Here is a 23729-nt window from a genome sequence, read left to right as displayed (position 1 = left end):
TCCCCACCCACCCCACCGAGGGGTCCGTTTCAGAACCTGTGCAGCCCCCACCTTCATGGCGAGGCCCGATCGTCGACGGCCGGTAGCCTCCTTCCTCTCGCGTCCGCGGGTGGACAGTGCGCCGCGCCCTCCGGGCGGGAATGCAGGCCGGGCGGATACCTCCACCAACGGATGCACGCCGCGCGTGGGCGACAGCGCACGCTCGGCAGCAGGACCGAAGGCGGTTAGGGTGGCGACGCCTTCACAGCGCGGGAGCAATGCCATGAAAGCAGTGCGCTTCTCGGCCTTCGGGCCGCCCCCCGACGTCGCCCAGGTGGTGGAGGAGTCCCCCACGCCACTGAAGTCCGGTGAGGCGCGGCTGGCCGTGCTCGCCACGCCCATCAACCCCTCTGATCTGCTCACCCTCTCCGGTGAATACGGCGTGCTGCCCAAGCTGCCCGCCACGCCCGGCAACGAGGGCGTGGGCCGCGTGGTGGAGGTGGCGGGCTCCGACGCCGTGGCCGTGGGTGACCTCGTGTTCCTGCCGCTGGGCGCGGGCACGTGGCGCACCCACCTCACCGCGCCCGCCGCGCAGCTGTTGCCCGTGCCGCCGGGTCTGGACCTGCTCCAGGCGAGCATGCTGCTCATCAACCCGCCCACCGCCTATCTGATGCTGCGTCAGTTCGTGACGCTCCAGCCCGGCGAGTGGGTGGTGCAGAACGCCGCCAACTCCGCGGTGGGCCGCTACCTCATCACCCTGGCGCAGGTGATGGGCCTGAAGACCGTCAACGTCGTGCGCCGCCAGGAGCTGGCCGACGAGCTCAAGGCCCAGGGCGCGGACGTGGTGCTGCTGGACACGGATGAACTGCCCAAGCAGGTGCGCGCGGCCACGGGCGGCGCGAAGGTGCGGCTGGGCATCGACGCGGTGGGCGGGGACTCCGCCCGCAGGGTGGGCGACTGTCTGGCGACGGGCGGCGTGCTGGTGAACTACGGCGCCATGAGCGGCAAGGGGCCCCAGCTGTCCGCGGCGGCCTCCATCTTCAAGGACGTCACCCTGCGCGGCTTCTGGCTGACGCGCTGGCTGCGGGATGCCCCGCGCGAGGAGCAGAACGCCACGCTGGCGCGGCTGGCGGAGCTGATGGCCGTGGGCACGCTCCAGGCGCCCGTGGACGGCACCTATCCGCTGGAGCGCATCCAGGACGCGGTGAAGCGCGCGCTGGAGCCGGGCCGCAACGGCAAGGTCCTGCTCACCCCCAACCCCGCGGCGTGAAGCACCCGCCGCTCACTTGAAGGAACGACGACCATGAAGCGAGTCGAAGGCAAGGTGGCCCTGGTGACGGGCGGCGCGGGGGGCCTGGGCGCCGCGTCCGCGCGGATGCTCGCGCGCGAGGGCGCGAAGGTGGTGGTCACCGACCGGCGCGAGGCGGAAGGCCGCGCGGTGGCGGAGGAGCTGGGTGACGCGGGCCTGTTCGTCGCGCTGGACGTCACCCGCGAGGACCAGTGGGTGAACGCGCTGGCGCGCACGGTGGAGACGTTCGGGCGGCTGGACGTGCTCGTGAACAACGCAGGCATGGGCATCGTGAAGGACGTGGAGGAGATGTCCCTGGACGAGTGGAAGTTCGTCCACGCGGTCAACCTGGACGGCGTCTTCCTGGGCTGCAAGCACGGCATCCGCGTGATGAAGGAGTCCGGCGCCCAGAACGGCTCCATCATCAACATCTCCTCCATCGCGGGGCTCGTGGGCGTGCCGCAGTTCCCCGCGTACTGCTCCAGCAAGGCCGCCGTGCGCATGCTGTCCAAGTCCATCGCGCTGCACTGCGCGTACAAGGGCTACGGCATCCGCTGCAACTCCATCCACCCCGGCTACGTGGAGACCGCCATGGTGGAGGCATTGGCCCAGGCGGGCGGGCAGGCGGACAAGACGCGCGCGCGCATGCTCAAGGGCATCCCCGCGGGCCGCTTCGGTGAGCCGGACGACGTGGCCCACGCCGTGGTGTACCTGGCGTCGGACGAGTCCAAGCTGATGACTGGCGCGGAGATGGTCCTCGACGGCGGCGCCACCGCGCAGTAGCGGTTCAGGCTTGCACGGCGGCGTCCGGGGACGTCACTCCCAGGGCGCCCCGAGCAGCTCCCCGAAGCGCATGCCCAGCTCCATGCGGCCCACCATCACCTGACCCCAGGCGTTGGCCTGCGCGGCCCAGGTGGCGGGCGTGAGCCCCAGGGTTTCGAAGAGCTTCATCACGTCCCCGCCCCGCTGCAGCGCCTTGATCATCCGCGCGTAGTCCACGAGCGTGGGGAAGGCCGACTCCGGGAAGACCACCTCGCGGTCCACGGGCTTGAGCGGCACGCGGGGCTGGAGCGTCACCAGCAGGCGCTGCGCCTCCACGCGGGCCAGTGTCTCCTGCTGCGCGCGCTCCACGGCCTGACGGGCCTCGCGCTCCTCGGCGGCGCGGCGCTCCACCTCGGCCCGGCGCTCCTGGTCCCGGCGGCGGGACTCGGCCACCTGCCGGTCGATTTCGCGCTGCCGCTCGCGTGCTTCGTCGTCGCGCCTTCGGTCGCGGCGCTCGCGCATCATCCGCAGCGCGGTGTGCGTGTCGTCCAGGAAGTCGCGGTGGACGTTCGACTCCTCCGGCGGAGACGGCGTGGTGACGACGCGCGTCTCGAAGGCAGGGAGCCACGCTTCGAAGTGGTCCAGCTCCACGTCCAGCACCTGGAGCACCTGGGCGTCGCGGGACTCCAGCCCGTTGCGCAGCGCCATGGCGCCCTTCGACACGGAGAGGGACGCGGTGCGCGGGCGCGTGCCCACCAGCTCCTCCGCCGCGTCCCACAGGGCGCGCAGCCGCTTGGGCAGTGCGTCCACCGGGACGTCGTCCAGGAGCTTCGCCGTCTGCTGGAAGAGCCCCTCGGGGTCCACCCGCCACCAGGCCTGGAAGCGCGCGAGCGCGTCCGGCTCCACCTCGCACTGGAACTCCCAGAGGCGGTCGCGCCAGCCTTTGAACGCGACGAGCAGGTCACCGCGTTCGGCGGGGTGGGACTGGAAGCGCCGCCAGACGGCCTCAACGAGCATCTCGCTGCCGGAGAGCGAACTCCACGAGCGCACCACGCGCGACAGCGGCGCCACCAGCAGGTGCTGGCCCGGACCTTCCCAGACGGCCATCAGCAACCGGCCGGAGTGACCGGGGTCGGGGTGCTTCTCCTCGTGCTTGCGCTCCGGCATCAGGCCCATGTTCCGCGCCCGCGAAGGGAACGTGACCAACGCCTCCAGCAGGGCCTCTCCACTGTGCGTGTCGCGGGCCCAGTCGTTCAGCCGCCGCTGTTCGTCCACGCCCGAGTGGTGGAGGAAGCGCGCGAACGCGGAGTCACCGAAGCACGCGGTGCGGTCCTTCGCCGCGCCCCGGTCGATGGCGTGCACGGTCTCCTCGAGGAAGGCCCACATCGCCTCGGACTCCTCCTCCTCGGGGGCCTCGGGGTCGTCGCCTGGAGGCGTGGCGGCCCAGGCGAAGAAGTCCAGCGCGGTCTCCGCGGGCAGGTCGCGCAGGGCCGAGCGGGCCCAACGGGCCCACTGCTGCTGCCCCTCCAGTCCCCACGCACGGAAGGGGCGCTGCCTGGCGAAGCGGAGCAGCTCGTCCGCGAGCGAGCCCACCGTGCGCAGGGACACGGTGAGCAGCGCCTCCAGGGCGCCCTCGGGTGGAGGCGAGGGGAGCTCGCGGAGGACCTCCTTCGCGAAGGCCGCGTCGCCGTCCTGCCGCAACCGCGCGAGCAGCCGGCGCGAGCCCCACTGGCTCAGGACGCGCCGCGCGAAGCGGGCGGTGCTGGCGTCGGGGGAGTCCAGCGCCTGGGCGACCTCCATCTCGTCGTGAAGACACAGGGCGCATTCGAAGCGGACGTCCAGGTCGGTGCCATACAGGCCCCGGTGCAGCGCGGCGGAGACGCTCTCCGGCGTCACCTCACGCGACACGCGCGTCCAGGCGACCGCGGCGCGCGCGGACAGCTCCGGGACCTGGAGCACGCCCAGGGCCAGGGCGCGGATCCGCTCGCGCTCCTCGGCGCTCAGGCGTGGGGAGAGGCCGTTGCGCCAACGCGTCATCGCGAGCATGGCCTCCACCGCCATGCGCCCCTCGCCGTGCAGCAGCTGGTTGCTCACGGAGTAGCGAGCCTCCCGCGACCCGGCGCCCTGGTGCACCCCGGCGAGCGCGGCCAGGAGGCGCAGGGTCGGATCCGGGGACTTGTCCGCCAGCCACTCCAGCGAGTCCGGCATCGGGCTGAAGGGCGCGAGCATTTCCGCCAGGGCCGAGTCCTCGATGGGCAAGATCAGCGCCCATGAATCTTCCAGCTCCCGCGTGAAGCCGCGCTGCACGAGGTGGGACTCGACGCGCCGCACGTCCTCGGCCAGGTGCAGCACCGCGCCCCACTGCCGTGTGTAGCGCGCCTCCAGCACCGCCACCTGGGCGGGCTCCAGCGCCGCGGTGCGGGCCGCCAGGGCGAAGCGATCCACGCCGGACTTCAGCAGCGAGCGCGCGGAGCCATAGCGCTCCGGCGGGATGGCGCCACAGAGGCAGTGCGGGCACGCGGCGTCAGGGAGGATGAAGCGGATGCAACCGGGGCAGCGCACCTCGGCGCCCTGGCGCACGCCGCTGTCGAGCAGGGCGGACATGCCGTGTGTCTACCCCGGTCCGGGGGCGCCGCGCACCCCGGGGCATACGCGGCCCGCACGGCTCTTGGACGCCCTGACGCAGGACTACCTGCGAGGCGCCAGGACGATGATCGCCATCCCTGTCAAAGCCACCAGGGCCCCCACGATGTCCCAGGTGCTGGGCCGCTCCCCCTCCACGGCCCACAGCCATGCCAGGGCCACCGCGATGTAGACACCTCCATAGGCGGCATAGGTCCGCGCGGCCCCCGTGGGGTGGAGCGTCAAGAGCCATGCGAAGGCGGCGAGGCTCACGGCTGCGGGAACGAGGAGAAGCGGAGATCGGCCCTCGCGCAGCCAGAGGTAGGTCAGGTAGCACCCCACCACTTCGGCCACGGCGGTCAGCACGAAGAGGCCCAGGGCTCGCAGGAGGATGAGCATGGGGCACTTCGTTCCATGGGGTGCGGTGCGGCAGCAAGCGCGTCCGCGAGGAGCGGTGGGAATGACGCCCTTCTGCTGCATGGCATTGCCAGCCGTGCCTGTGGCATCCGTATGCCATTCCAGGGAGACACACACATGGGCGCATTGGACGGGAAGATCGCGGTCATCACGGGCGGTGGGACGGGCATTGGCTTCGCCATCGCGGAGCGCTTCGCCAGCGAGGGCGCGGAGGTGGTCATCGCCGGGCGCCGTCAGCAGCGCCTGGAGGACGCGGCGGCGAGGATTGGCCGGGGCGCCCGGGGCGTCGTCACCGACGTGGGCGACGACGCGCAGGTGAAGCGGCTCATCGACTCCGTGCCGCGCGTGGACCTGCTGGTGACGTGCGCGGGCGGCGCCGTGTTCGGTCCGGTGGACGGCGTGCCCTCGCAGTCGTGGCGAGCCCTCTTCAACGACCGCTTCTTCGGCCAGCTCTCCGCCTGCCATTACGCGGTGCCGAAGATGGCCCCGGGCAGCGCCATCATCCTGTGCTCCGGCATCGCGGGCCACACGGCCCTGGTGAACTACTCGGGCGGCGCGGGCCTGTGCGGCGCGGTCAACGCCATGGGCCGCTCGCTGTCCGTGGAGCTGGCGCCCAAGGGCATCCGCGTCAACGTGCTGTCTCCCGGCCTGACGCGCGACACGGCCATCGACTGGGGCGTCCCGGCGGATCAGGTCGGCGCGTTCCTGGACGCGCTCGTGAGCAACGTCCCACTCAAGCGGCCGGGCACCGTGCACGACATGGCGGACGCGGCGTACTTCCTGGCGACGTGCGCGTACGCCACGGGACAGGTGCTGGACATCGACGGCGGTTGGACCGCCGGCTGAGCCGCAAGCACCTCCGCACGCGGAGAGGGCGTGCATCCGACCTGGATGCTCGCCCCACTCGTCAGGGACGGCGGTCGCCTCCATGTTGGGTTGAGAGCTTCTCAGGAGACCGGACATGGGCCGCAGCTACAGCGAACATCCGTTCCATCAACAGCAACCGATGCTGGGCGTGCAGGGGGCGGGGCCACGCCTGGGCAACGACGAGGACACCCAGAAGGTCGCGCAGCAGAAGAAGCGCAAGGCGACCACCAAAACCGCCGCGAAGACGTCAGCCTCCCCGGCACGGCAGGCCCGGAAGGCTTCAGCGACGAAGAAGAGCGCCACGGGCGCCCTCGCCAAGGGCAAGCCCGCCGGGAAGGCCGGGAGCACCCGCGGGCGCGCCGCTTCCAAGCGCGTGCACTGAAGCGCTGGCGCCCCCGCCCCCCCAGCTGGAGTCATGGCTTCGCCAAAGCGCGTGACTCAAGCCATGAGCCCGTGGCTCAGCGTGGCTTCGCGGGGCCGGGCCTCCTCGCGAGCCGTGCCTCCAATCCATCGAGCCACACGCGCAGACCCAGTTCGAACAGCTCATCGAAGTCGAGGTCGAACCCCGTGCGCAGGCCGGCCAGCACCTTCTCGAAGTGCGGAAAGCGCCCTGACGTCGCGACCCGGAGGAAGGCGGCCTCGTTGCGCCGCATGAACTCCTCGTCGTTCATGCCGGATTGCGCGACGGCGTCGGCCTCGGACTCGAGGTTGACCGCGATGCCCTGCACGAACGCGTGGAGCAGCACATGGACGCGCATCACCTCCTGTGCCGGGAGCCGCGTCTCCTCCAGCGCCCGCATGACCCAATCCGCGAACGCGAGCGCGTTCTCCTGGGGCTGGGGCCGAGTGAGGCTCACCACCCGCGCAAGCCAGGGATGGCGCTTGAAGACGCGCCACTCCAGTCTCGCCGCCAGCTCCAGCTGCGCGCGCCAACCGGCCGGAGGCTTCGCCGGCAGCGGCTCCTCCGCGAACGCGACCTCCGCCATCATGAAGAGCAGCACGTCCTTGCTCGCCACGTAGCGGTAGAGCGACATCACCGGCAGGCCGAGCTTCGCCGCGACCCCACGAATAGACAGCGCCGGCAGCCCCTCGTCATCCGCCACGGCGATGGCCGCGCGCACGATGCGCTCGCGCGTCAGGTCCGCCGAGGCTCGCGTGGCGCCGGAGCGGGACGGGCCCCCCGCGACGACCGTCCCCACGCGCGGCACCGCCTTCACCACACCTTCCTGCGCCAGGGTCCGCAGGGCATGTGCCGCCGTCGCGAGCGCGACCTTCCACTGCCGGGCCAGCTCCCGCGTGGAGGGAAGCCGGTCACCGGGCTGCAACGTCCCGGTGCGCAGCTGCCGCTTCACGTCATCGACGATGCGCTGGTACGGAGCGATGGCCATGGGCCCTTGTACTAGTACAGATGGGCTCTGGGGCGCAGGCCCTGCCCCATGCGTTCCGCCTGAGCTAGCACACGCGGCAACATCCTCGGGGGTTCCATTGTGAAGGAGGGCCCGTGCGTACACCGTACGCACCATGATCCGACCCCACGTCCTCGTCGCTGGAGCAGGAATCGCAGGCCCGTCCCTCGCATGGTGGCTCTCCCGTCGAGGCTGGCGGGTCACCGTCGTCGAACGCGCCCGCGCACTGCGCACCGGAGGGCAGGCGGTCGACTTCCGAGGGCCCGTGCACCGCGCCGTGCTGGAACGCATGGGGCTGTGGGAAGCCATCCACGAACGGCGCACGCGGTTGGGCACGCAGGCATTCGTCGATGCCACGGGCCGGACGGTGGCGGAGCTTCCCGCGCTGATGATGAGCGGAGACGTGGAGCTTCAGCGAGGGGACCTCTGTCAGCTGCTCTTCGAGCGCACTCGCGACCAGGTGGAGTACCGCTTTGGAGACAGCCCTACCGACCTCCATGAAACGTCCGAAGGCGTGGAGGTCGGGTTCGAACATCACGCCTCCCAGCGCTTCGACCTGGTGGTAGGCGCGGATGGCCTGCGCTCGAACGTGCGCTCGCGTGTCTTCGGTGACGATGACGGCCGTCTGAAGCACCACGGCTTCCGCGTCGTGGGCTGCACGCTGCCGAACGTGCTCGGCCTGCGTCAGCGAGGCGTCATCTACAGCGAGCCCGGCCGTGGGGTGTGCGTCACCAGCGCCCGCGCTGACGACGAAGCCCGCGCGCTGTTCGTGTTCACCGGCGCGCCCCTGGGCCCCCAGGAGCGGTCCCCGGACGTGGCACGCGAAGCGGTTTCAGCCGCCTTCACGGGCGCGGGCTGGAGGACTGCACAGCTCGTGGAGGCGCTGCGCGGGGCGGAGGACCTGTACTTCGACGCCATCAGCTCCGTGCGGCTCCCGCGCTACTCACACGGCCGCGTGGTGCTGCTGGGAGACGCGGCCTGGGGCGGCACCCTGGGAGGACAGGGCACGCCCATGGCGATGGTGGGCGCGTACGTGCTCGCGGGAGAGCTGCTCGCGAATCCGGGCGCGCACGCCCAGGCCTTCGCGCGCTTCGAGTCCCGGCTGCGGCCCTATGCGACGAAGTGCCAGGGCGGCGCGAGCCACGTGGGCGGGTTCTTCGCGCCTCGCACACGGGCCGGCCTGTTCCTGCGCAATCACCTCTATGGACTGCTCACCACGAAGCCGCTGGAGCGAGCGTTCGAGAAGCTCGTCACCCACGCGGCCACCGGGTTCGTGCTGCCGGACTACACCTGACGCGGCTACCGGGCCTCCGCCGCCTGCTTCAGCGCGGCGATGTCCAGCTTCACCATCTTCATCATCGCGCGCATGACCCGGTCCTTCTTCGCCTCGTCCGGGCCTGTCAGCACCTGCTGCATGTAGGTGGGGACGATCTGCCAGGACAGCCCGAAGCGGTCCTTGAGCCAACCGCACTGCACCGGCTTGCCTCCGCCCGCGATGAGCTTGTCCCACAGCTCATCCAGCTCCTCTTGCGTCTCACAGTCCACGCTCAGCGACACGGCATCCGTGAAGGGGAGACCGGGTCCACCATTGAGCGCGATGAAGCGCTGTCCCGCGAGCTGGAAATCAATGGTCAGCACCGTGCCCTTGGGCGCGGGGCCCGCTTCCGTGTAGCGGGTGACGCTCAGGACCTTCGAGTCCTTGAAGACAGACGTATAGAGGGCGACGGCCTCCTCCGCGTTGAAGTTGCACCACAGGCAGGTGACGATCTTCTGGGGAACGGACATGCGGGACTCCTCCTGGGCCTACTGTGGGCATGTTCAGGGGTTGGCGCCAGCCGACCCGGGCTGCGTGGGGACCTTCAGCTCCCCGGAGATGATGCGGGCCCGGAGCGCGTCCACTGTGCGCAGCGCCTCTGCCTTGCCGGGGAAGTCCAGGCGCACGGGCGCCAGGCCGATGCCTCCCTCCTTCAAGCCAAGGGAGACATTGCCGCCCTGGAGGCGCCCCTGGCGCTGCTCGCGGATGGCCTCGTACACCACCAGGTCCACGTGCTTCACGACGGCGGACAGCACCGCCCCGGGCGCCAGGTGGGACGGGTCGGAGTCCACACCAATCACAGACACGGCCTTGCCCGCCTCGCGCGCTTCCTTCACCGCCTGGATGGCGCCCAGGCCGTCCACGCCGGCCGCCGCGAAGATGACGTCGGTGTTCTTGAGCAGCAGGTCCTGCCCCACCTGCTTGCCCAGCGCGAAGTCCGTGAAGCTGCCGGTGTAGTTGACCAGCACCGAGGCGTTCGGGTTCGTCGCGGCCACGCCCGCGCGGAAGCCCGCCTCGTAGCGCTGCACCAATGGAATCTTCATCCCGCCGACCATGCCCACCCGGCCCGTCTTCGTGACCAGCCCGGCCAGGGCCCCCGCGAGGAAGCAGCCCTCCTCTTCACGAAACACCACCGTGCGCACGTTGGGCAGCGTGATGATCCGTCCCTGCGCGTCCAGGAGCGGGCTGTCCACCAGCAGGAAGGGCAGCGCCGGGTTGCGCCGGGCCACCGCCTCCACGGCGTTCTCCAGCATGAAGCCCACGCCCATGGCCAGTGACACCTGCTGCTCCGCGAGCAGTTGGAGGTTCGGCTCATAGTCCTCCGCCACGCGGCTCTGGAGGACCACGGGCGTGATGCCCAGCGGGGCCAGCTGCCGCGAGGCCAGGTCCGGCCCCAGCGAGGCCTGCCGCTCGGACGCCGTGGCTTCTACGTAGCCAGCCTTCTCGTACTTCGTCCCCGAGGCCCACAGCTCCAGCCCTCGCAGGGCGGAGTCGTTGAAGGCGTGGTCGCCGCGACCTCCCAGTCCCAGCACCAGGCCGATGGCGGGCTTCGAGGCCGCGGCGGGCGCCTCCTTCTTGCAGCCCGTGGAAGCCGCCAGCAGACACAGGACGAGGGAGACGATTCGACGGCACGGGCTCATGAGGCAGGGAAATGTATCACGTCAGTGTCGCGGGCCCGGTGCCCTGGTCGCGCAGGAACTCCAGGTCTTCAATCATCGCGTCGAACAGGTCGCGGCCGGTGCTGGTGACGAAGTAGTCCGCCAACGAGGTGATGCTGGCCGCGATGTTCGACCCCCACGGTGGCTGAGCGTCGCGGTTCTCGATGTCCCAGACCACCTGGCCGGGCGAAAAGGCCCGGAGCTCCGCGCGGGCGGTGCGCAGCTCCTCCACCGCTCGCGCAGCGTGTTCCTTCGGCAGTTCGCCCTGGTAGAGCGCGTTCAGGAGGAGCGGGAAGCGCGTGCCCCACCCCTCCGGCTCCAACCGCGCGGAGAGGGTGGAGAAGAAGGCGTGGACGAAGTCGCCCGTCCCCAGCTCCGTGGCGACATTGTCGATCATCAGCGCGATGGCCATGAGCGCACGGTACTGGAAGGCCCGGGCCTCGCGTTAGGCTGCGTCCCATGACCTACCGACGCGCTCCGGTGAAGGCTCCGCGACTCTCTGGCATGGCCCTCAAGGCCATGGTCAACACGCTGGAGCGGGGCGGCGTGGGCCCGGCGCTGGTGGAGAAGTTGATGCGGGACAGCGGCATCGAGCAGTGGCGTGAGCTGTCCGCCGGCGAGGCCCCGCCCATCCAGTACCCGCTGCCGCCGGGTGCGCCGCCGTCCGAATCACAGACACCCGTGGAACAGGCAGCGCGCGCCGCCGCCGCGTCGGCCGCGGAGCCGAAGCGGGAGACGGTCGCGGCGTTCGCTCGCGCCTACCGGGACGGGAGCACGGATCCGGTGGCCGTGGCGCGCAAGGTCCACGAGGCCATTGAACGGCTGGACGGCGGCGCGGACCGCCTGGGCCTCTTCATCGCTCGCAAGCCGGAGGAGGTGCTGCGGGCGGCGGAGGCGTCCGCGGAGCGGCTGCGCGCGGGCATGCCCCTGAGCGTGCTCGACGGCGTGCCCGTCGTCATCAAGGACGAGCTGGACCTGGCGGGCTTCCCCACGACGCTGGGAACCACGTTCCGCACCGAGCCGGCCCTGACGGACTCGACGGTCGCCGCCCGGTTGAAGGCCGCGGGCGCCGTCATCCTGGGCAAGGCCAACATGCATGAGATTGGCATCAACCCCATCGGGTTGAACCCGCATCACGGCGCCGCGCGCAATCCGTGGAACCGGGGCCACATCACCGGCGGCAGCTCCAGCGGCTCCGCGGCCGTGGTGGCGGCGGGCCTGTGTCCGGCGAGCATTGGCGCGGACGGCGGTGGCTCCATCCGCATCCCCGCCGCGCTGTGTGGCGTCGTCGGCCTCAAGGCCACCTGGGGCCGCATCCCGGAGACGGGCGTGCCACCCTTGTGCTGGAACGTGGCGCACGTGGGCCCCCTGGGCCTCACCGTCGATGACGTCGCGGCGGTGTATGCGATTGTCGCGGGCCCGGATGGACACGACGTCGCGTCCCGGCAGCAGCCTCCGCACCACCTGTCTGGCTATGAAGCGGGCGCGTTGAAGGGCGTTCGTCTGGGAATCTGCACGCCGTACTTCGAGGACGCGGATCCGGACGTGGTGGCGCGGTGCCGGGAGGCCGTGCGCGCCCTCACCGACGCGGGCGCCACGGTGGTGGAGTTGCCCGCGCCGGACCTGAACACGATTCTCTGGACGCACAGCTGCATCATCCTGAGCGAGATGGCGGAGGCGATGCTGCCTCAGGTGAAGGCACGCGCGTCGGTGTTCGGGCTCGACTCGCGCACCAACCTGGCGCTGGGGCGTCACTTCCGGGCCACGGACCTCATTCACGCGCTGCGGCACCGGCACCGGCTGACCCGTGAGTTGCTGGCGCTCATGGCGGACGTGGACGTCATCGTCACCCCGACGACGGCCAGCACCGCGCCCGCCATCCCCGAAGCGGCGCTCCCCGCCGGCGAGTCGAACCTGCCGGTGGTGGACGCCCTCATGCGCTTCATCCGCCTGGCGAACCTCACCGGCTGCCCTGCCCTCTCCGTGCCCGCGGGCTTCGACCGGGCGGGCCTTCCCGTGGGCGTGCACCTCATGGGGCGCCCCTACGAGGAGCACCTGCTGCTGCGCCTGGGACGCGTGGTGGAGCAGGCAGCGGAGCGCCGCACGCCCACCCTCCACGTCAACGTTCTGCCGTGACCGGCACAACTCCTTCTCTCACTTCCCGATAACCCTTCTCGAACCACGAGCACGGAAGGCCCGGGACATGTCCATCGACGGAGTGGGAAGAGGCGGAGTCCGGCAGGTGGGGCCGCGCCCGGTGGAGGGCCAGCCCGTCGCGAAGAACACGCTCGCACGTCCGCTGGCGGCCCGGGACGTCTTCGAGGCGAAGCGCGCCCCGTCCTCCAGCCCGGGCAACGCGAACCTCCCGCCCATCCAGTCCAACACGGGCACGGTCCAGGCCGGCACGGTGCAGCTGGATGACGCCACGAAGGTGGCGCGCGGCGCGCTGAAGCTCGACACGAAGGCGGATCCGAAGACCTACGACGGCATGTACCTGGGCTCGGATGGCTACGCCTATCCGCCGGACAAGTTCTCCATCTCCGAGGTCCCGCCGTTCAAGCCGGAGAAGCCCATCGCCTCTCCGACGCCGACGACGTACCACGTCAATGGCATCCTCACGCAGCCGCAGGGCGACGGGAACGCCACCGGCGAAGCGCAGAAGCTGGCGAACGAGACGGGCACCAACGTGGTGCCCATCTACAACGCCACGGAGGGCCTGCCCGCGGACGTGACGCAGACGGGGCTGGACCGGCTGGGGCTTGGCGACAACAAGGCGGCCCAGACGCTGGCGGACGCCATCTACAAGGACTTGCAGGCCGGGCTGAAGGTGAACGTCACGGGCTACAGCCAGGGCGGCGCCATCGTGTCGAGCGCGCTGCGCGAGGTGGACAGCCGCATCAAGGACGACATGGGCGGCTTCTGGGGCAACCTGCCTGTCTTCGGTGACGGCAACCGCGACAAGCGCGAGGCACTGCTCGGGAACATCAACGTCACGTCGTTCGCGGGCGCGGGCAAGACGTTCCCGGACGGGCCGAAGTACACGTTCTACGTCAACAAGCAGGACCCCGTGCCCACGTGGCTGGGCACGCACGCGTTCAACCCGGTGACGGACATCGTCAGCGGCATCGTGTCCGGGCTCTCCCCCGGCATCGGCATCCTCAACGGCGGCCCGTCCACGCAGTACCCCGAAGGCGCGACCATCCACACCTTCGACTCCGCCGGGAACGGCGAGGTCTTCGCCCTGGACGGCAAGCACGGCATCGACACGTACCTGGGCAACATCCAGAACGCCGTGTGAAGCCCGTGAGGCGCTGTCAGTGCGCCTCGAACCACGTGATGCCGTAGTCCAGACAGAGCTCCTCACCGGGCTGGATGTCTCGCAGCGCCACGGCGGCGCCGGTGTCCGGCACCGGCCCGTCGATGAGCTCCACGTTCGGCGTCCTCGAGTGGTTGTAGAGCGCCAGCATGCCCCACGCGTATGCCTTCTCCCGGCCGGGCTCGGTGCCCCAGGTGAAGACGTGGTGGTGCGCCTGGCAGTCGCCGTGGTCCACCGGCTTCAGGTCGCGCTCGGGGAAGCGGCTGATGGGCGCCCACTCCACGAGCGCCCCCTTCGGCAGGAACCTGCGCGCGAAGACGCCCCGTCCCTTTCCAGGAACGAGGCGCCATTCGACGTTGGGATGGAACTGGTTCTCGGAGATGAGGCGATCGAGTTCGGGATTGTTCATGAAGAAACCCTCCCAGAGGGAGGGTGCCTGCCCGAACCTAAGCACGCCCCCTGCTCACGGGGAGGCGGGCGCCTGTTCCACGTCCCGCAGGCGATTGGGACGGCGCTCGGGGACGGGGGCGATGCCGCCCAGCCAGACCCAGTCCTCGCCAGTCCACAGCTGCTCGCACCAGCGCAGGTCCGTGGCCAGCTCGCGCGCCTTGGCGCCGTAGGGAACGAGCGCCCAGCCCATCCGCGACTGCTTGCACTCGCCGCTCTTGAACTTCAGCAGCCGGTGCTGCGTCTGGGCCTCGGCCCGTTCCGCGTCCCAGAGCGCCTGGTTCTTCAGGCCGTCGCCCTGGGCATCCACCCCGTTCCACTCACACCAGGCCAGCACGTCCTTCAGTCGGACCAGCTTCGTTCCCCGGGAGAGTTCCGTCACGGCCGCGACGAGAAGGTCGGGGGTGATGACACGCATGGGCTGAGGCCTCCAGTGCAGAGCGGCGAAGGACTCCAACCTACAGCGTAGGAAATGGCGGAGGGCCTCAGCTCCGCCATGCGTTTGTCATGGTTCTGTCATGGCGTCTGGCCATGACGCAGGCGGGCAACGCGCTCAGGGCTTCTTCGCGGGCGGCTGTGCCGGCGCGGGCGGTGTGGCGGGCTTCGCCTTGGAGTACGTGGCGATGCGGTTCGTCACCTCGCCCATCAAGTCATTGGGGATGGGGACGGAGAGGTTGTACTGGGCAATCTTCCAGCCGGACGCATCCTTCACCAGCACGCCGCTGCCGCGCGCGGGGCCCAGGTTGGGCGTGTCCAGCGCCTCGTCGAACCAGGCCACCTGGCCGTCCTTGGAGAAGAAGACGTTTCGCGACACGGACTTGAAGCTCCACGCCTTGCCCTTCGTGAAGAAGGGCTTCGACCACGCGCGGAACTGGTCCACGGTCCAGCGCTCCTCGCCGTCCGTGCCCATGAAGACCGCGTCTGGCGTGAAGAACGAGAAGTAGCGCGGCTCGTTCGCCACGGCCGCCGCGCGGTGCCAGTCATCCAGCACCGTGGCCACCGCCACCTTCGGATCGGCCGGGGCCTGGGCGGCGGCCGGAGCCGCGACGGGATTGGCGCCGAGCGCCAGCAACAACCAGGAGACGGATGCCATCGGGTTCACCTCGACGAAAGAGGGGTTCGCGGTATGAAGCGGCACAGCGTGCCCCCAGGTCAAGGCATGCGACACAAGGCGGTGGTGGCATGGTGCTCGAAAGTTTCCAGGTGGGCACGGGTGACGTGCTCACGGTGATGCTGCACGGCTTCCTCGGGACGGGCCGCAACCTGCGCTCGCTGGCCGTCGCGTGGACCCAGGCCGACCCGCGCCGCCGCATCCTGCTGCCCGACCTCACCGGCCACGGCACGTCCCCTGCCCTGCATCCGGACACGGACCTGACCCTGCTCGCACGCGACGTGGTGGACACGCTCGACGCGCAGGGCTTCACCGGCGCCGTGGACTGGGTGGGCCACTCGCTGGGCGGCCGCGTGTCCCTGGCCGCCAGTCTGGACGCCTCCGAGCGCGTGCGCAGCGTGGCGCTGCTCGACATCGCGCCCGGCCCCGTGCCGCTGGACCTGTCGGAGAGCGGCTTCGTCCTGGACATCCTCCTGAAAGCGCCGCCGCGCGCCGACAGCCGCAAGGAGCTTCGGGCGAACCTCACCGGCAACGGCCTGTCGGCGGCGCTGTCGGACTGGCTGCTCATGAACCTCACGCCCGACGGTGACGGCGTGCGCTGGCGCTTCGACCGCGACGCGCTCCTGCGGCTCCACCGCCGCGTCACCGGCGAGGACCTCTGGCCCGCGGTGGAGCGCCCCGTGCACCCGCCCCTGCGCTGCATCCGCGGCGGGCGCAGCCGGTACGTGCCCGACGAGAGCGCCCAGCGCCTGGAGGACGCGGGCTGCCCCGTGGCCTTCCTCCCGGACGCGGGCCACTTCGTGCACGTGGACAGTCCCCAGGCCGTGCTCGCGTGGCTGATGGCCCCCTGATGGATGCGAACACCGTCCTGCTCGTCTTCGTCGCGGTGGGGCTGGACGGCCTGGCCGGGCTCGCGGGCGGTGTGTTGTCCGAGCGCTGGCTGCAACGCCGGCTGCCAGCGCTGGTGGCCTTCGCCGCCGGTACGCTGCTGAGCGCGGTGTTCCTGGAGGTGCTGCCGGAAGCGGTGGAGGCCCGGGGCAATGCCGCCTTCGCGTGGGCCTTCGCCAGCTTCGTCGCGCTGGCGCTGGTGGAGTGGGCCCTGGGCCATCACCACCACGCGGCGGAGGCCGCCGCCGGACACGCGCACGGCCATCCTCATGCGCATCATCATGGGCATCCCGGCGCGCCCACGCTGCCGGCGGCGTTGCTCGTGTCGGATGCGCTGCACAACGTGGGGGACGGCGCGGCGGTCGCGGCGGCGTTCCTCGTGTCGCCCCACGCGGGCTTCGCCACCGCGTTCGCCGTCATCGTCCACGAGCTGCCGCAGGAGGTGGGCGACTACGCGCTCCTGCGCGCCGCGGGCTGGTCTCGCGCGCGGTCATTGCTCGCGCTGGGGGCGGTGCAGCTCACCGCCGTGGTGGGCGCGGCGGGCGTGCTGTTGGGGACGCAGCACCTGCCCTCGCTCCAGGGCACCGTGCTGGCCATCGCCGGAGGCTCGTTCCTCTACATCGGCGCGGTGGACCTGTTGCCGGAGCTGCGCCGGGGCCCGGACTCGCGCCAGCGCGTGGTGGGCTTCCTCTGCGGGCTGCTGCTCATTGTCGGATTGCACTTCGCGGAACGATTCGCGGGAGGACATGGATGAACACCCCTGGGAAGAAGCAGCCCATGCAAGGCAGGACCGTGATTGTCACCGGTGCGTCCGCGGGCATTGGCGAGGCGTTGGCCATCGCCCTGGCCGGCCAGGGCGCGAACGTGGCGCTGGCGGCGCGGGATGCCCAGGCGCTGGAGCGCGTGAAGGGGTTCTGCGAGGCCGCCGGGGGCAGGGCGCTGGCGGTGCCCACCGACGTGGGCGACCCGGAGGCGTGCCGCCGGCTGGTGGAGCGCACGGTGGAGGCGTTCGGCGGCGTGGACGTGCTCGTCAACAACGCGGGCATCACCATGCACTCGCGCTTCGAGGACGTGAAGGACCTGGGCCTCTACGAGCGCCTCATGCGCATCAACTACCTGGGCGCGGTGCACTGCACCTTCCACGCGCTGCCGCACATCAAGGCGCGCAAGGGGTTGCTCGTCGCCGTGTCGTCCCTGACGGGCAAGACGGGCGTGCCCATGCGCACCGGCTACGCCGCCAGCAAGCACGCCATGCAGGGCTTCTTTGATTCGCTGCGCATCGAACTGTTGGGCACCGGCACGGACGTGCTCGTGGTGTCGCCGGGCTTCGTGGCCACGGACATCCGCGCGCACGCGCTGGGCCCGGAAGGCCAGCCCCTGGGACAGAGCCCCCGCGACGAGGCGGGCCCCACCATGGACGTGGACACCTGCGTGGCCCTCATCCTGCGCGCCATGGAGCGCCGTGAGCGCGAGCTGGTGATGACGCTCACCGGCCGCGTGGGACAGGTGCTCAAGCTGGTGGCGCCCGCGCTGGTGGACCGGCTGGCCGCGCGCGCCATCCGCGGCAAGAAGGCCTGAGGCTACTTCTCCAGCCGCGACACCATGCCCCACAGGCCGTCGAAGGTGGCGTTGCCCACCTGGTGCAGGCCGAAGCCCCAGAGGAAGGCGGTCATCCACGCGCCGGAGCCGCCCCAGGTGGGCGCGAAGACGTCCAGCACCTGGAGCCCCAGCAGCACCGCGATGATGGACATCATCCCCAGCACCGCGAGCTCCACCTTCCACAGGTCGCGCGAGCGCGGCAGGGGAATCCAGTCCAGGCTCACCAGCACGTCGGTGCTCGCCTTCGTGGAGGACGGCGGCAGGGGCGAGAGGTTCCCGCTGGCGGGCCCCCCGGGCAGCGGCGACGGCGGTGGCTGTTGCGCGGCGGGCTGCGAGAACGGATCCAACGTCACGGCGGAGGGGACGTTCTCCAGGGCCAGCCGGCCGCCCATGGCGACCGGGGGCGGCGCGGGCCTGACATGGCGCGCGAAGTCGTCGCGGGCGGCGCGGTACGCCGGCGCGGCCAGGTTCGCTTCGCCCTTGTCCAGGTGCGCCCGGGCCGCGGCCAGCCGCGCGTCCACCTCCGTCTGCCAGTCCGCGCGGGCGTTCAGGTCGCCGCCGGCCTGGACCTGCAGCTGCGTCAGCGCCTTCTCCAGGGTGTCCACCAGCTCGCGCAGGTACAGCGCGTGCGCGGACTGGTAGTAGAGGAACGCCTCGTCCACGCTGGCGGGCATGCGGGCCCGCGCCCGGGCCAGCTGTTCACCCACGCGCAGGCGCAGCGCCGCCCACTCCTCCTGCGTGAAGCCGCCGGGCAGCTCCTTCGTGGTGAGGGCGTCCTCCAGGTCCGTCAGGAGGATTTCAAGGAACGCCTCGCGCGCGGTCTCCACCAGCCGGCGCGAGGACTCCAGGTCGGGGCCCGGCAACCGCTGACGCGCGCGCAGCACGTACAGGGGCAGCTCGCCCTGGAGCCGGCGGCTCACCGGATCATCCCCGCGCTGGGAGGCCAGCGTCCGCGACTGCTGCTCCAATTCCGTCAGCCGCGCCTCCAGCACCGCGCGGGCCACGGCCTCCAGGTCGAGCGTGCGCATCAGCTGCGCCTGTTCGGAGAAGTCCGCGGCCGTGGCCTGATCATTCTGGAGCAGCGTCTCCACCGCCTTGAGCTTGCGCTCCGCGTCCAGCAGCGCCACGCCCTTGAGGCCCTCCAGCTGCCGCAGCAGGGCCGACCAGAGGGAGAAGAGCTGGAGGCGCGCCTCGAAGAGGGCGAGCACGGAGTCCTGCACGACGAGCCCGCTCAACGGCCGCTGGATGTTCGCGAGGAGCGCGTCCACCTGGCGGCGCAGCGACGCGGCGACGGTGGCCTCCTGCTCCAGCGGGCGGGCGGGCAGCAGGGATTGGAGCTTCTGGCGCGCGGCCTCCGCGCGGCTGCGCAGGTTCACGCGCGGGCGCACGCGCTGCACGTAGAAGCGCACCGCCGCGGACGTCACCACGCCCAGGAAGATGAGGAACGCGCCGAACATCGCGGGCGTCTTCACCCAGACGATGAAGGCCTGCTCCACCGCCCCGCCCTCCGGCACGAGCAGCCGCACCGTGCCGGTGTACTCGCCGGACTCCGGCAGGTCGCCCACGTCCAGGCTCAAGAGGCCGGTGCCGTAGGCGGGCACCTGGAGGACGCCCTCCTGGCCCGGGCCCTGCGGCTGACCGTCCGGTCCCCGGAAGAACCACTTCGCGTCCTGCGCCTGCACGGGCGCCGCGCCATCCCCGGCGCCGCCCGCCTTGCGGTCCAGCTGCACCACCGCCGCGGGCCCCACCGGGCCGCCCACGCCCGAGGTCTCCCGGAAGCTCAGCCGCACCGTGGCCTTGCCGAAGAAGGGCCCCAGCGTCCAGCCGCGCGCGGGCGCCACCGGATAGAACTGCACCGTGGGCGCTGACGCCACGCGCTGCACGACGACCGGGGTGACCTCCCGTGCGCCGTCGCCCAGGAGCACCACGCGGCCATGGTAGTCACCGGGCACGGGCAGGTCCGCGGACAGCGTCACCGTCACCGGCTGCCGCACGGAGATGGGCACGTCCGCCGCGCCCTCCGTCGTGCCCACGCGCACCGTCACCGGCACCTGCGTGCCGTCCGCCGCGAGCAGCGGATCCACCAGCACCGTCACCCGCGTGGCCTCCGCGCCCGCGTCGCGCGGGGCGTCTGGAGCCGCATCCGTGGGCGTGGGCAGCAGGTCCACGCGCAGCACCGTCTCCAGGTGGGCGGTGGACGTGCGCAGGCGCACCTCGTTGTTGGAGGACAGGCCCGCGAGGCCGAAGCGCGGCGCCGCGCCCGCGAGCAGGGGCAGCAGGCAGAGCACGGCGCACGCCAGCGGGACAGCCGTGCGGGCCAGGACCTTCGCGGCCATGAAGCGTCGAGCGGGAAGGCTCATGCGCGGGGACGATAGCAGTCCCCTCCCCCGCGCTCGCATGCGCGTCCACGCGCGCGGATCCGAGCCCCGCTCACAGGGCTGTAGCAGCCGCGCCTCGCGGCCCGCCCCGACGCCTCAGTCCCAGCCCAGGCGGCGCAACACGCTGGAGGACAGGCTGGCGCGGATGGTGTCCAGGGGGATGCCCTCGTCGTCCTCGGCGGCTTCGTGGCCGGGACGCGGGTCTCCGCTGTGGTGCAGCGCGACCAGTTCCAGGTCCGGCGTGAAGCACGGCGATCCGGACGAGCCCGGGCGCGTGTTGGTGCAGTACGTGACCCGTGTCTGCGAACGGTTGAGCGCCTGGAACGTGTCCAGCGCCACCTGCATGGGCCGGCCCTTGGGGTGCTGCACCACGAGCGCCAGCGCGCCCTGCACGAACGCCGTGGGCGACGACGGGGCGAGCGGGATGAAGCCTCGCGGACGGTCCCCCAGCAGGTCCTCGCCGGGGGCGTCCTGAATCTGGAGGAAGGCGTAGTCCAGCTCGTCGCGCGTGGCCTCGCGCGGACGCGGGTGCATCAGGTCCGCCGGGCTGTGCGGACTCTGCGCCAGGCACGCCGTCACCGCGTACACCCGGCCCGGGTGCACCGCGATGCGGTCCGGCAGCACCTTCAGGTCGAAGCGCACGCGCAGCGCCTCCAGCAGCCGGTGCTCGATGACGTGCGAGTTCGTCAGCACCACGTCCGGCGCCACCAGGAAGCCCGTGCCCAGCGCGCGGCCGCCTTCCAGCTCCACGCGGCACACGCGCCGCGACAGGGTCGTCAACCGGTCGCGCCAGACCTCCGGCGTCAGCGCCAGCCTGGACTGCTGGACGATGCGCGCCAGGGCACCGCCAGACACGCTGCGTTGCACGGAGGACAGGTAGCTCTGCAGGAAGCGGCGGATGCGGGGATGGCCCGGCGCCGCCGCTTGCGCGCCGCGCACCAGCACGTCCGTCCACCCTTCCGCCTCCGCGGTGCGCACGAGCGCCCGGGCCCGCGCCGCCCCCTCCCGTTCGACGGGGGGCACCAGGCTGCGGCCGCATTTCACCTCGACCATCCGGTGGAGCTCCTCCACCGAGGTGAACGCGCCCAGGAGGGCGTGGGTCAGTTCCTCCTGTTCGGAGCCTTCAAGCTCCATCCGTTTCCTCTCGCGGCCACGCGCTGTCGACACCCGCCGTGTGACTTGCAGTGTACGCATGCGGATCGCGATTGCACCGGGCGTGGAGCGCTCGCCGGGCCGGATCCCTGACGCGCCTCCGGCGAGCATTCGACCCCTGTTCCCCGCCGCGCGGAAGGCACCTGTACCGGGGCCGTGAGTGGGGAATGACCCCACGGCCCCGAGGGGTGACTCAGCGCACCGCCCAGATGGTGGGTGGCAGCGACGCGGTGATGTCCGGCTGGCCGGGCACGCCCAGCCGCGCCGCGCCCGCCTGCAACGTCCCGGCGAGCGTGGGCAGCACGCGGAACTCCACCTGCACCGGCGCGCCCTGCTCCCGGGGCGCCAGGTCCAGGAACAGGGCCCCGTCCTGCACGTCCCATTCGGTCACCTGTCCAGAGGACACCAGCGCGTCCAGGCTCGCGGGATCCACCTGCACGCCCGCGGGCAGGTCCTGCTGGAAGCGCAGCGGCAGCGAGGAGGGCGCGCCCACCTGGACACGCACGTTCGTCAGCTGTCCCACGCGTGCCTCCTTGGGGCCCGTCACGGCCAGCTGCAGGCCGCCCTTCGCCTCGCTCTTCCACGGCACCGCCGCGGACAGCGCCAGGGAGAAGCCCAGCCCCGGCACCGCGGGCTCCGCGCGCACGGTCCACGCGTGCGTCCCCGCGGAGCCCGGCGCGGCGGCCTCCAGCGCCAGCACCTCGCGCAGGGCCTTCGTGTCGTAGGTGCCCTCCGTGACGACCTGTCCGTCGCGCGCCACCGTCACGCGCACCCGGGCGGGCAGCGGATCCTTGAAGAGGGCCAGCGCGGCGCGCAGCCCCACGCGGTTGGCCTGCCCGTCCCCCCAGCCCAGGCCCGGCGTGTAGTGCGCGAGCAGCCAGGCGCCCAGGTCCGCGAGCGGCGCCTTCGCATCGCCCTGGAGGGCGAGCACCGCCATCGCCGTGGCCTCCGCCTCCGAGGGCACCTCCCCGTCCGCGCGCACCGTGTCCGGCTCCACCGGCAGCCACGCGGTGCCGTCCGTGCCGGACTTCAACGCTTCACGCACGCGGGTGCGCAGGGCGTCCGCCACGCTGCCCTCCGCCGCGCCCTCCGCCAGCAGCACCGCCGCCGTGTAGCCGTCCTTCACCTGCGGCAGGTAGCGCTCGAAGACGCCCGACGCGCGCACGGTGAAGGCCGCCGCGCGCTGCTTGCCTTCCGGAGTGCCCGCCGCCGCGCGCACCGTGCGGGCGCAGTCCGCCGTCGCCACCAGCAGGCGCTGGAGCGTCCAGCCCTCACCGCCCTGGCAGGTGCCGTCCGGCCGCTGCGCCTGGGCCACCTGCGCCGCGAGCCGCTCGCCCAGCCGCGCGAGCACCGGGTTGCCCGGGTGGGCCAGCGCGCCCTCCGCCAGCCGCGTCGCCACCTCCACCGACGGCGCCCGCGCCGCGCGCAGCACCCGCTGCGTGGCCACCAGCGACAGCGCCTTCATCGTCACGGGGTCCGCCGTCTCGCCCAGTGCCTTGAGCAGCTCCGGTGCCTGGCCCGCGAGCAGCAGCGCGTAAGCGTCACCGGCCACGTCCACCGGCCGGCGCTCCACCGCCGCCAGCTCCGCGCGCACCACGCCCAGCGCGCCCGGGTACACCTGCAAGCGCACCCGCTCGCTGCCAGCCTGCGCGTCCGCGGGGCCCATCAGGGACAGCGTGCGCGGTGCCGCCAGTGAACCGCCGCGCGTCTGGACCACGGGCTGCCCGGTGGCCCACACGTCGAAGTCGCGCACCACCGCGTCGGTGTCCCCCAGCGAGGCGCGCACCGTCACCGGCCCCGCGCCCCCGGCCTTCACCGTCACCAGCTCCACCACGCTGCCGCGCGCGGGCACCCGCACCGTGCGCGCGCCGGCTTCCACCTGCGCTCCCTTCACGTCCACCTTGAGCGCGGCCTCCACCACCTTGTCGGTGGTGTTCACCACCTGCACCGGCAGGCGCACGGTGTCGCCCGCGCGCAGGAAGGGCGGCAGCACCGGATCCACGTACGTGGGCAGCGTGCCCGCGAAGGACGTCACCGCCCCCGCCTGCGCGCCGGAGCGAGAGTGCGCGAGCGCCAGCACCCGCCACTGCGTCAGCCGGTCCGGCACGCGCACCGGCACCGTCGCCTGTCCGTTCGCGTCCGTCACCACCAGGGGCTCGAAGAGGAACGTCTCCGGGAACCACGCGCGGGTGGGCGCCGCCGCGGCCGCGCCATCCCGGTCCTTGCTGGCGTCCGCCTCCTCTTCCATCTCCGGCTCTGGCGCCGCCAGTTCGGCCACGGGCGCCGCGGCGACCATCGGCGGGGGTCCAGCCTCGCCGCCTCGCGCCCCCACCCCGCCTTCATCGTCGTACGCGTTCCCCGAGCCGAAGCTCCTCATCGCCTTCTTGTTCATCATGAGGCCCCCCCCGCCGGGAGCCTCTTCCGCGAGGGAATCGCCCGCGAGCGCGGCGGCGGACTGCCCCATGGTGCGGCGGACCATGTCCCCCGCCACCAACGCGAGCGTCATCCCGCCCAGCACGAACCC

At 71.8% G+C, this 23729-nt stretch carries 22 protein-coding genes; 10 read left to right on the top strand and 12 right to left on the bottom strand.

All coding sequences use genetic code 11. The features are described from left to right. Positions 1-262: 262 nt before the first annotated feature. Positions 263-1249, top strand: coding sequence for a zinc-dependent alcohol dehydrogenase family protein (locus tag D7W81_RS24685; protein WP_120557846.1), 987 nt, complete (start codon positions 263-265; stop codon positions 1247-1249). A gap of 33 nt (positions 1250-1282) precedes the next feature. Beyond that, complete coding sequence (locus tag D7W81_RS24680; protein WP_120557845.1) at positions 1283-2050, top strand: glucose 1-dehydrogenase; 768 nt, start codon at positions 1283-1285, stop codon at positions 2048-2050. Between the two features lie 33 nt (positions 2051-2083). On the opposite strand, the gene D7W81_RS24675 is transcribed toward D7W81_RS24680, so the two are convergent. Further along, a complete protein-coding gene (locus D7W81_RS24675) occupies positions 2084-4633 on the bottom strand; it encodes a hypothetical protein (protein WP_120557844.1) in 2550 nt (849 codons plus the stop codon). A gap of 84 nt (positions 4634-4717) precedes the next feature. Further along, positions 4718-5050: a YnfA family protein gene (locus D7W81_RS24670; protein WP_120557843.1), complete on the bottom strand. Its 333-nt coding sequence runs from the start codon at positions 5048-5050 to the stop codon at positions 4718-4720. Between the two features lie 135 nt (positions 5051-5185). On the opposite strand from D7W81_RS24670, the gene D7W81_RS24665 reads away from it, so the two are divergent. Further along, entirely contained in the window at positions 5186-5914 is a 729-nt protein-coding gene (locus tag D7W81_RS24665; RefSeq protein ID WP_120557842.1) for an SDR family NAD(P)-dependent oxidoreductase, read from the top strand. 115 nt (positions 5915-6029) lie between these two features. After that, complete coding sequence (locus D7W81_RS24660) at positions 6030-6317, top strand: hypothetical protein (protein WP_120557841.1); 288 nt, start codon at positions 6030-6032, stop codon at positions 6315-6317. A gap of 76 nt (positions 6318-6393) precedes the next feature. Here the strand turns inward: D7W81_RS24660 and D7W81_RS24655 are convergent, their stop codons facing one another. Then, positions 6394-7323: a TetR/AcrR family transcriptional regulator C-terminal domain-containing protein gene (locus D7W81_RS24655; RefSeq protein ID WP_120557840.1), complete on the bottom strand. Its 930-nt coding sequence runs from the start codon at positions 7321-7323 to the stop codon at positions 6394-6396. Between the two features lie 133 nt (positions 7324-7456). Between D7W81_RS24655 and D7W81_RS24650 the strand changes: the two genes are divergently transcribed. Continuing rightward, complete coding sequence (locus D7W81_RS24650) at positions 7457-8635, top strand: FAD-dependent oxidoreductase (protein WP_120557839.1); 1179 nt, start codon at positions 7457-7459, stop codon at positions 8633-8635. 5 nt (positions 8636-8640) lie between these two features. Here the strand turns inward: D7W81_RS24650 and D7W81_RS24645 are convergent, their stop codons facing one another. Genes D7W81_RS24645 through D7W81_RS24635 form a run of 3 tightly spaced genes read right to left on the bottom strand, consistent with a single transcriptional unit; the run spans position 8641 to position 10726 of the window. Then, complete coding sequence (locus tag D7W81_RS24645) at positions 8641-9126, bottom strand: VOC family protein (RefSeq protein ID WP_120557838.1); 486 nt, start codon at positions 9124-9126, stop codon at positions 8641-8643. Between the two features lie 33 nt (positions 9127-9159). Next, complete coding sequence (locus D7W81_RS24640) at positions 9160-10296, bottom strand: BMP family lipoprotein (protein WP_120557837.1); 1137 nt, start codon at positions 10294-10296, stop codon at positions 9160-9162. Positions 10297-10312: 16 nt separating this feature from the next. Further along, on the bottom strand, positions 10313-10726 hold the full coding sequence (locus D7W81_RS24635) for an immunity 70 family protein (RefSeq protein ID WP_120557836.1): 414 nt from the start codon (positions 10724-10726) through the stop codon (positions 10313-10315). Positions 10727-10773: 47 nt separating this feature from the next. Between D7W81_RS24635 and D7W81_RS24630 the strand changes: the two genes are divergently transcribed. Both D7W81_RS24630 and D7W81_RS24625 read left to right on the top strand, forming a co-directional pair. After that, positions 10774-12450, top strand: a complete 1677-nt coding sequence (locus tag D7W81_RS24630) for an amidase (protein ID WP_120557835.1) — start codon at positions 10774-10776, stop codon at positions 12448-12450. A 67-nt stretch (positions 12451-12517) separates the two neighbouring features. Then, a complete protein-coding gene (locus tag D7W81_RS24625) occupies positions 12518-13612 on the top strand; it encodes a hypothetical protein (RefSeq protein ID WP_120557834.1) in 1095 nt (364 codons plus the stop codon). A gap of 16 nt (positions 13613-13628) precedes the next feature. Here D7W81_RS24625 and D7W81_RS24620 read toward each other — a convergent pair whose 3' ends face one another. The 3 genes from D7W81_RS24620 to D7W81_RS24610 form a co-directional block, all read right to left on the bottom strand. Beyond that, positions 13629-14039, bottom strand: coding sequence for an SET domain-containing protein (locus D7W81_RS24620; RefSeq protein WP_120557833.1), 411 nt, complete (start codon positions 14037-14039; stop codon positions 13629-13631). A 54-nt stretch (positions 14040-14093) separates the two neighbouring features. Then, a complete protein-coding gene (locus D7W81_RS24615) occupies positions 14094-14495 on the bottom strand; it encodes a hypothetical protein (RefSeq protein ID WP_120557832.1) in 402 nt (133 codons plus the stop codon). A gap of 135 nt (positions 14496-14630) precedes the next feature. Then, positions 14631-15170: a nuclear transport factor 2 family protein gene (locus D7W81_RS24610; protein WP_120557831.1), complete on the bottom strand. Its 540-nt coding sequence runs from the start codon at positions 15168-15170 to the stop codon at positions 14631-14633. Between the two features lie 89 nt (positions 15171-15259). Here D7W81_RS24610 and D7W81_RS24605 point away from each other — a divergent pair, with 89 nt between their 5' ends. The 3 genes from D7W81_RS24605 to D7W81_RS24595 are packed head-to-tail and all read left to right on the top strand — an operon-like array spanning position 15260 to position 17654. Continuing rightward, positions 15260-16039 (top strand): alpha/beta fold hydrolase, encoded by a 780-nt coding sequence (locus D7W81_RS24605; RefSeq protein ID WP_120557830.1) that lies wholly within the window; start codon positions 15260-15262, stop codon positions 16037-16039. Continuing rightward, positions 16039-16830, top strand: a complete 792-nt coding sequence (locus D7W81_RS24600) for a ZIP family metal transporter (RefSeq protein WP_120557829.1) — start codon at positions 16039-16041, stop codon at positions 16828-16830. Before D7W81_RS24605 ends, D7W81_RS24600 begins: the two co-directional genes overlap by 1 nt. Continuing rightward, positions 16827-17654 (top strand): SDR family oxidoreductase, encoded by an 828-nt coding sequence (locus D7W81_RS24595; RefSeq protein WP_208721445.1) that lies wholly within the window; start codon positions 16827-16829, stop codon positions 17652-17654. The genes D7W81_RS24600 and D7W81_RS24595 overlap by 4 nt, the downstream gene beginning before the upstream one ends. 2 nt (positions 17655-17656) lie before the next feature. On the opposite strand, the gene D7W81_RS24590 is transcribed toward D7W81_RS24595, so the two are convergent. From D7W81_RS24590 to D7W81_RS24580, 3 genes are all read right to left on the bottom strand, one after another. Next, positions 17657-20011, bottom strand: a complete 2355-nt coding sequence (locus tag D7W81_RS24590) for a hypothetical protein (protein ID WP_120557828.1) — start codon at positions 20009-20011, stop codon at positions 17657-17659. A gap of 138 nt (positions 20012-20149) precedes the next feature. Then, positions 20150-21187: a trypsin-like peptidase domain-containing protein gene (locus D7W81_RS24585; protein WP_120557827.1), complete on the bottom strand. Its 1038-nt coding sequence runs from the start codon at positions 21185-21187 to the stop codon at positions 20150-20152. A gap of 211 nt (positions 21188-21398) precedes the next feature. Next, positions 21399-23729 (bottom strand): alpha-2-macroglobulin family protein (locus tag D7W81_RS24580; RefSeq protein ID WP_120557826.1); only part of this gene is annotated, 2331 nt, incomplete at its 5' end.

This window comes from Corallococcus aberystwythensis (assembly GCF_003612165.1).
GTDB lineage: Bacteria > Myxococcota > Myxococcia > Myxococcales > Myxococcaceae > Corallococcus > Corallococcus aberystwythensis.
The sequence above is the reverse complement of the archived record's forward strand: the minus strand, read 5'-3'. Positions and strand labels throughout refer to the sequence as shown.